At 61.2% G+C, this 8,320-nt stretch carries 7 protein-coding genes and 1 pseudogene; all 8 read right to left on the bottom strand.

What is annotated here, in order from left to right; translation table 11 throughout:
• Positions 1-469 (bottom strand): annotated as a pseudogene (locus tag PSTU_RS0107640) (pyridine nucleotide-disulfide oxidoreductase); the annotation flags it as partial.
• A gap of 219 nt (positions 470-688) precedes the next feature.
• Positions 689-1,585, bottom strand: a complete 897-nt coding sequence (locus tag PSTU_RS0107635; RefSeq protein WP_019340449.1) for a D-hexose-6-phosphate mutarotase — start codon at positions 1,583-1,585, stop codon at positions 689-691.
• Positions 1,586-1,777: 192 nt separating this feature from the next.
• Positions 1,778-2,467, bottom strand: coding sequence for an ABC transporter permease (locus PSTU_RS0107630; RefSeq protein ID WP_019340448.1), 690 nt, complete (start codon positions 2,465-2,467; stop codon positions 1,778-1,780).
• Complete coding sequence (locus tag PSTU_RS0107625; protein WP_019340447.1) at positions 2,464-3,159, bottom strand: ABC transporter permease; 696 nt, start codon at positions 3,157-3,159, stop codon at positions 2,464-2,466. The genes PSTU_RS0107630 and PSTU_RS0107625 overlap by 4 nt, the downstream gene beginning before the upstream one ends.
• Positions 3,160-3,221: 62 nt before the next feature.
• Complete coding sequence (locus PSTU_RS0107620) at positions 3,222-3,977, bottom strand: ABC transporter substrate-binding protein (protein ID WP_019340446.1); 756 nt, start codon at positions 3,975-3,977, stop codon at positions 3,222-3,224.
• Between the two features lie 16 nt (positions 3,978-3,993).
• A complete protein-coding gene (locus tag PSTU_RS0107615; RefSeq protein ID WP_019340445.1) occupies positions 3,994-4,767 on the bottom strand; it encodes an ABC transporter ATP-binding protein in 774 nt (257 codons plus the stop codon).
• Positions 4,768-5,040: 273 nt separating this feature from the next.
• Positions 5,041-7,098 (bottom strand): BCCT family transporter, encoded by a 2,058-nt coding sequence (locus PSTU_RS0107610; RefSeq protein WP_019340444.1) that lies wholly within the window; start codon positions 7,096-7,098, stop codon positions 5,041-5,043.
• A 192-nt stretch (positions 7,099-7,290) separates the two neighbouring features.
• Complete coding sequence (locus tag PSTU_RS0107605; RefSeq protein WP_019340443.1) at positions 7,291-8,076, bottom strand: substrate-binding periplasmic protein; 786 nt, start codon at positions 8,074-8,076, stop codon at positions 7,291-7,293.
• Between the last annotated feature and the right edge of the window lie 244 nt (positions 8,077-8,320).

Raw genomic sequence — 8,320 nt, 5'->3', positions numbered from 1 at the left:
CGCCAGCTGCCCCGCCCCCGACGATGCCCACGGATTCGGGAATCTCCTGCCACTGTTGCCAGCGGCGGATGAAGTCGGCGAATGGTTTAACCGAGAGCAACTCCATGCCGTCATCGGTCTGCTCCGGCAGCCAGGGCAGGGAACCCAGGTTCAATGACAGCCAGGTGCTGCGCAACGTCGCGCCGGTCGCCAGGAGCAGTTCTGGCGTTTCGGGGAGCAGTGCCACCAGCGTGCCCTGGATGAACTCCACCTCGGCTGCAGCGCACAGCTTGGGCAGTCCGACGCGGCAGTCGCGTGTCTGGTAATGCTCGGCGACCAGGCCGGGCATCATGCCGGAGTACCAGGCGTGGGGCTCGGCAGAGACCAGCCCGATCCGGCCCACTGGGCGGTCGCGGCTGGCCCACTGGCGCAGCACCCCAAGGTGGCTGTGCCCGCCCCCGGCCAGCAGGATGTCGAAATCAGCGTTCATGGCGCATCAGAACCGGGCTGATGCAGAGGCGGCACGGGTTGGTGAGGTCGGTCCTTAGTGGGGTGGCTTCCATGGCAAAGTCCTCCAGAGCATCGCAACTGGCCGGCAGGCTTGCATCAGCCCGCTGTCATCGATTGGATGGGGATGGCGCTCGCTTGCAGTATAGATTCAATGCGTCTGGTTGCCCGGATCTGGGGCAGCGGCACGCTGCTGGACGAGTCAGGCCGTTTCGACGCTGATCGAGACGCTTAGCGTGTGACTTGCGGCGGGCTCGAGCTGAACCACATCGTCCATGACGTTCGCCGTTTCGATGCACAGCATGCGTTGCCAGGCATCATCAGCGAACTGAGACAGCCGTTGTGCCTTGGCGATCCAGGGGTTCCACAGAACGGCTGAGCGTGAGCCTTGCGTCTCGAGCATGATCCGTCGCTTGAGGCCTGAGTCGCGCAGGCTCAACCTCGGAGGCAGATCCAGATAGATGCGGTCGGTCTCGCCGTCGAATGCCAGATCGCCCTGTTGCTGTCGCTGCTGCCAGTCTTCCAGGGTTTCGATATAGGGACGCCCGTCCAGGCCCTCGACCGTGACCTGACGGATGTCGCTGATGGCGAAGTAGCTGTGCAAGGCCTGGGACAGTGCAACTGCCTTGTCGCCGTGGTTGTGACTGGTCAGTGACAGGTGCAAGCCCTTGCTGTCCAGGCAGACCTGCAGACTCAGCTCGACAGCATGCGGCCAGCCGGGCAGGTCAGGATGGGTGTTGCAGCTAAACAGCAGCCTGACGCTGCCGGGGTTGCTTTCGCTGCGCGCCATCACCCAGTCGATATTGCGCACCAGCCCGTGTGCCGGCGCGGGCTGGCCGCCTTGGTAGCTGTCTTGAACCGACTGCGGGTTGCGCGCCAGATCGCCGAACCAGGGCCAGCAGACCGGCACGCCACCCCGTACGGCCTGGCCGGTTTGAAATGCAGCTTCCTCGCTGAGCCAGATGATCGGCGTCGCATCGCCCTGGCGATAGCTGAGGACCTGGGCGCCTTGCTCGGCGACGATCACTTCTGCGTCTCCATGACGAAGGCGCCAGCAGGCGAGTTGGTCCTTTTCGATGCGCTGAATGTCGACGGGCATGGGCTTTCTCGTTGGCAAGGGAGTGGTGTGTTGAGACCCGGATGCTGCTCAGTGATCCCACAGACAGGCCAGCATGACTTTGGCTGGCTGGCTGGCTGGCTGGCTGGCGGCAAGCGCAGGGCGAGTGCTGGTGCCTCGTTGAGCGGCCCGCGACGCAGAGCGACCGCGGGCTCAGGTGGGCGCTGTACCGGTTCAGCGCCCTTGGCAGGCGTCGACGCGCAGCCAGCGCTCGAGCAGTTTGAAGCCCTGCATCAGTACGAACGCGATGATCAGATAGATCAGGCCGGCAGTGAGGAACATCTCTTCATGCATGTAGGTGCGCGCCGCGATCTTGCGCGCCATGCCGGTCAGCTCCAGCAGCGTGATGGTGCTCGCCAGGGCGCTGGCCTTGAGCATCAGGATCACTTCGTTGCTATACGCTGGCAGACCGATGCGGGTGGCGCGGGGCAGGATGATGTGGCGCAGTGCTTGATAGCGCGACATGCCTAGCGCGCGGGCGGCCTCGACTTCACCTGCCGGTACGTTCTGAATCGCGCCGCGCAGGATCTCCGCGATATAGGCGGCGGTGTGCAGGGTCATGGTGATGATTGCGCACCAGTAAGGATCGCGCAGGAACGGCCACATCCAGCTTTCCCGAACCGCCTCGAACTGGGCCATGCCGTAGTAGACGAGGAACAGCTGCACCAGCAGCGGCGTGCCACGGAAGAAGAAGATGTAGCCATAGGGCAGCGCGCGCACTGCAAGCAGGCGCGAGGACCGCGCGATGCCCAGCGGCAGCGCAAGAAACAATCCGGCCACCACGGAAACACCGACCAACTGCAGCGTCAGCCAGGCGCCTTCGAGAAAGTCCGGTAGCCACTTGATAAACAATTCCCAGCTCATGCGGCGCTCCTGACAAAGCCGCGACCGGCACGTCGTTCAAGAAAGTACATGCCCGTCATGGCGATCACGGTCAGACCCAGGTAGATCAGGGCTGCGACGACGAAGAAGGTGAAGGGCTCCTTGCTGGCGGTGACGGCAATCTGCGAGGTGCGCATGATCTCTTCCAGGCCGATGACCGAAACCAGCGCGGTGTCCTTCATCAGGATCATGAACAGGTTGCCCAGGCCGGGCAGCGCCAGGCGCCACATCTGTGGCAGGATCAAACGCAGGAATATCCGCCGTTTGCCCAGGCCCAGTGCCAGACCGGCTTCGCGATGGCCTTTGGGAATAGCCAGCAAGGCGCCGCGGAACACCTCTGTGGCGTAAGCGCCGAAGCACAGGCCGAGGGCAATAGTACCGGCCGCGAACGGACTCAGCGCCAGGTTCTCGATGCCGAAGAGCTCGCCGATGCCGCGTACCAGGCCGATGGTGCCGAAATAGATCAGCAAGACCCAGAGCAGCTCGGGAACGCCGCGAACGATGGTCGAATAAGTGCCGCCCACCCAGCGCAGGGTGGCGTATGGCGATGTCTTGGCAAGTGCGCCGAGCAAGCCGAGCACCAGGCCTAGGGCCAGGGATGCTAGGGCCAGCTGAATGGTCATCCAGGTACCGGCGATCAGCGCCGGACCGAATCCATGAAGGTCGGGAATCATATAGGCTCAAACACCAAAGCCCGGCCTACCATTATTGGCGGCCGGGCTTTGATTCAGACGGATCAGTAGATGTCGAAAGGGAAGTACTTGGCGTTGATCTTCTCGTAGGTGCCATCGGCTCGGATTTCAGCCAGCGCCTTGTTCAGCTTTTGGCGCAGCTCATCGTTGCCCTTGCGCACGGCGATGGCGATCTTGTCGTTGTCGAACACCGGCTTGCCCTTGAACTCGAAGTCCTTGCCAGCATCGCTCTTGAGCCATTCCCACTGCACGAACGAGTCGGCGAGGATGCCGTCGACGCGGCCGGAAGCCAGATCGAGGTAGGCATTTTCCTGGGTGTCGTAAAGCTTGATGTCGACCACGTCGTCCATGTTGTCTTCGAGCCAGGTGCCGGCGATGGTGGCCCGCTGAGCGCCGATGGTCTTGCCTTCCAGATAGCTTTCGTCGGTCTTGAAGTCGACCGACTTAGGCGCCACGAACTGCAGCTTGTTGGTGTAGTAGTGGTCGGTGAAGTCGACGGCGTTCTTGCGTTCCTCGGTGACGGACATCGAAGCGGCGAGGAAGTCGAACTTGCCGGCGTTCAGGGCAGGAATGATGCCGTCCCAATCGGAGGTCACCACTTCGCACTCCACTTCCATCTTGGCGCACAGCGCGTGGGCGATGTCGAGGTCGAAGCCCACGACCTGGCCGCTGGCGTCGATCAGGTTGAACGGAGGGTAGGCGCCTTCGGTGCCGATGCGCAGTTTTTCAGCGGCGAAGGCATTGGCGCCAAGCATGAGGGTGGCGGCGGCAGTCAGCAGAATCTTCTTATAGCTTTTCATGTGATGTGTTGCTCCATTAGCGATGGCTGGACATGAACTGTTTACAGCGTGCCGATTGGGGATTGTCGAACACCTGCTCCGGCGTTCCTTGCTCTTCGACCAGGCCTTGATGGAGGAAAACCACCTCACTGGAGACCTGTTTGGCGAAGTTCATTTCATGGGTGACCAGCAGCATGGTCCGGCCTTCATCGGCCAGTGACCGGATCACCGCAAGCACTTCTTGTACCATTTCCGGGTCGAGTGCCGAGGTCGGCTCGTCGAACAGGATCACCTGCGGCTGCATCGCCAGGGTCCGTGCAATCGCGGCCCGTTGCTGCTGGCCACCGGAAAGCTGGTTCGGGTAGACGTGGCGCTTGTCGGCGATACCGACCTTGGCCAGCAGCGCCTCGGCTGTTTCGGTGGCTTCGGCCTTGCTCTGGCCCAGCACACGGCGTGGCGCTTCGATGATGTTGTCGAGTACGCTCATGTGCGGCCAGAGATTGAAGTTCTGGAACACGAAGCCGAGCTTGCTGCGCATCTGGTTGATCTGCTTGGCATCGGCGGCGACCAGATCGCCGTCTTTGGCGCGCTTTAGGCGCAGCTGCTCACCCGCGACGATGATCTCGCCCTCGTTGGGATTTTCCAGCAGATTGATGCAGCGCAGGAAGGTTGATTTTCCTGAGCCGGACGAGCCGAGGATCGAGATGACATCGCCGTCGCGGGCGGTCAACGAGATGCCCTTGAGAACTTCCAGATCGCCGTAGCGCTTGTGCAGATTGCGGATTTCCAGTGCAGGTATGGCCTCAGCCATAGAGCTTCCTCTTCTCGAACCTGGTCATTGCCTGGCTCGTTTCTATGTAAATTGCGCTCCGGCCAACTGCTCGCCGTCCTGGCGAGGCGCAAACCTAGCATGGGAGGGGGCATGCGCCAAGCGCGGCGCGGCCCCGAGCGCAGTGACCGGCCGGTCACTTCCTCTGCCGAGGCCAATGTGCCCTTATCTATATAGATGAAATTGACGTTGCTTGCCGGTTATGGCATCCGGCTCGGACAAAAATTATCCGGCCGGATATCGTTTGAACCGCGGTTAAGTTGGGTCGCTCTTGGGCTGATCGGGATCGCCAGTGAGCATCTCGTCATGCTCGCCCATTTTCCAGGGCAGGCTGCCGGGCGAGATGTGCAGAAAGTGCAGGTACTTTTCGAACTGGTCGAGTATGTCGCTGATGATGTCGGCCTGGTCGTAGCCGTAAATGTCGTAGTGCTGGCCACCGCGGCGTAGGAAGACCTCGGCGCGGTAGTACTGCTCATCCGTGTCCGGCCCCTCGGACAGGGCGAACGCTGGCATGGCGTACCCGACCGCGCGGATCTCATAGACGAAATCCACCTGATCCTCCTTGATTACTTCCAGATACACCCGCGAATTGGCTTCGTCGGCGTGCACCTCGGCCGTCCATTCCTGGCCGCCGAGTTCGCGCTGCACGCGGCGCATGGCCTTGAGCACGGTGCTGGCCATGAATGCATCGACCTGCTCGCGATCGGGAAAGCTGACCAGGCCGGCCAGGCGCTTCTTCCACAGACCCGGGCCGGCGTTGCTGGCCAGTCGGCTGCTCTGCATATGATTTTGCAGACTGGTTTCATGGTGCCCTTCGATCACCAGCGCGCGCCACATGCCCAGTGCCGCAATCAGCATGATGATGGCAAACGGCAAAGCACTGGCGATGGTCATGGTCTGCAGGGCGCTGAGCCCACCTGCCAAAAGCAGCGCAGCGGCGACCACGCCTTCGATACTGGCCCAGAACACCCGCTGCCAGACCGGCGTGAGGCTCGCGCCGCCTGCCGCCAGGGAGTCGATGACCAGCGAACCGGAGTCGGACGAGGTGACGAAGAAGGTGATGATCAACACCACCGCCAGGAACGAGGCGATGGACGTCATCGGTAACAGCTCGAAGAGCTTGAACAGCGCGATGGCGTTATCCGCCTGTACGTCCGTGATCAGCGAGGTATAGCCCTCGACCATGATCAGATGCAGCGCGGTATCGCCGAACACCGAGAACCAGAGAAAGGTGAAGATGGTCGGCACGAACATCACACCGAAGACAAATTGGCGGATGGTCCGGCCACGGCTGATTTTGGCGATGAACAGACCAACGAAGGGCGACCAGGCGATAGTCCAACCAAAGATGAACAAGGTCCAGTTGCCGATCCAGTCGCTTCGCGAATAGGCCTGGAGGTTGAACGTGCGCTCGATGATGTTGTTCAGGTAACTGCCGGTGTTCTGCAGGAAGGTTTCGAGGATGAAGATACTCGGACCGACCAGAAAGACGAACAGCATCAGGCCGATCGCCAGGATCATGTTCAGCAGCGACAGGTTCTTCACGCCCTTGTCGAGACCGGCGACCACCGAGCAGATTGCAAGGCCGGTGATGATCGCGATGGCGATGATCTGCACGTTGATGCTGATCGGTATCGACGGCCAGAGGTAGTTGATGCCGGCATTGATCTGAGTGACCGACAAACCGAGCGTCGTGGCGATGCCGAACAAGGTGCCGAGAATGGCGAATACATCCACCACATGACCGATCGGGCCATAAATTCGCTCGCCAATGATCGGGTAGAGCGCCGAACGCATGGACAGCGGCAAGCCGTGGCGGAACGAGAAATAAGCCAGCACCAGCCCCGTCAGCCCGTAGATGGCCCAGATGTGGAAGCCCCAGTGGAAGAACGCGATCTGCATCGCCTGCTTGGCGGAGTCGACAGTCTCCGCCGCGCCAGCCGGGGGTGAGGCGTAGTGCAGCACGGGTTCGGCGACGCCAAAGAACAGCAGCGCGATGCCGTAGCCTGCGGAAAACAGCATGGCGAACCAGGCCGGGAAGCTGTACTGCGGCTCGGCGTGGTCCGGCCCCAGTTTGATGCTGCCCCAGGGTGTCATGGCGATGCCGACGATGAACACCAGGAAGAACGCCACCGAGAGCATGTAGAACCAGCCGAAGTTGGTGGTGATGAAGGCCAGCGTGGAGCTGAACACCTCGCCGGCCAGCTCCGGATTGCTGATCGTGCCGATCACCAGCAGCAACGTAACGATCACTGCGGGGACGAATACAGGGAACAGGATGATGGACTTGGGTAGCTTTTTGTCTGCTTCCATGTGTCTTTCTAGCCTCTGGCTGGCGAGTGGGACGGAAACGCGCGGTGGCTCCCGAAGCGAAGTGATATCAGAAGGATAGACGTTGGTTCGGTGGAATTTGCTCACTCGATAGACGGGTCGAGGCGAATTCGTCGCTGCGTGAAGGGCGGGAAAGCTCAGAAGCAACCTGTGCTCACCAACCGCTGCGGCACCTCAGTAAGCGGGTTCCAACTGATGGCGACGCAGGATTTCGGGTACGGTGCCGTCTGCTATCAGTGCATCCAGCGCCTGTTCAAACGCGTCGAACTGGCTTTCGCTGATGCGCTTGCGCGACAGGCCGATTCCATAGGAAACCGCCGCGAACTGGCCCGCTTCACGCAGCCCATCGAGTCGTTCTTCTTCGATCAGATGCCAAGCCACGTCCTGGTTAAGCACAGCCAGGCCCTCTTCGCCGAAGCGCCCCGAGTCGAGCATATTCAGCAAGCGGCGATTGTTCGCGATCAGTTGGATGTCCACCCCAGCGACCGGTTTGATGCGTTGAGAAAGCAGGTAAGAGGTACCAGAAGGCCCATAGACCCCGATCATCCGGCTGGCCAGATCGCGCGGCTGGCTGTATATGAAAGAGCTGGTGCCGCGGGCGAACACGCTGTAGCGCGAAGTAACCAGCATGCGGGTGATATGGAAGGCTTGCTCGCGTTGTGGCGTGCGAACGACGGTGAAGATGCCATCGACTTCGCCCTGTTCGGCGAGTCGCAGTGCTCGCCGCCATGGATGAACCAGGATCGTGCAATCTCGGTGTAGATGCTTGCAGACGGCCTGCACGATCTCGACCAGTGGACCATTTGCCTGGTGTATGCCTGAGTCGGTATGGCTAATGCCTTCGAAGGCATACGTGAAGGGAGGGAAGTCCTCGGTGACAAATTTCCACTCGGTGGCGCTAGTCGGGACCGCGAAAAGTGCCAGCGAGATCCATAGAGCTGATGAAGTAAACGCCCGCATTGCTCTTGTTCTCCTGCTGTTCGACTGGCCTTCCGTCGCGTCGCACTCAGGATAGGCCGAGATTTGCGTATTTCCTATCGACAGCCAGCTGACGCGAACCGTTTGCATACGATTATGGCCGGAGCACTGGCCTTGCTCGCGGCGCAGGACGGCGCGATCCAGCCCTGGCTCACGCTTCGACCGGGCGTGCGCCGATCCAGTCATGACGCTCAGGCCTGGTTCGCCGCGAGCCGGGCCAGAACAA

Source organism: Stutzerimonas stutzeri SDM-LAC (genome assembly GCF_000235745.1).
Taxonomy (GTDB): Bacteria; Pseudomonadota; Gammaproteobacteria; order Pseudomonadales; family Pseudomonadaceae; genus Stutzerimonas; species Stutzerimonas stutzeri_H.
This window is presented reverse-complemented; position numbering and strand designations above follow the sequence as displayed.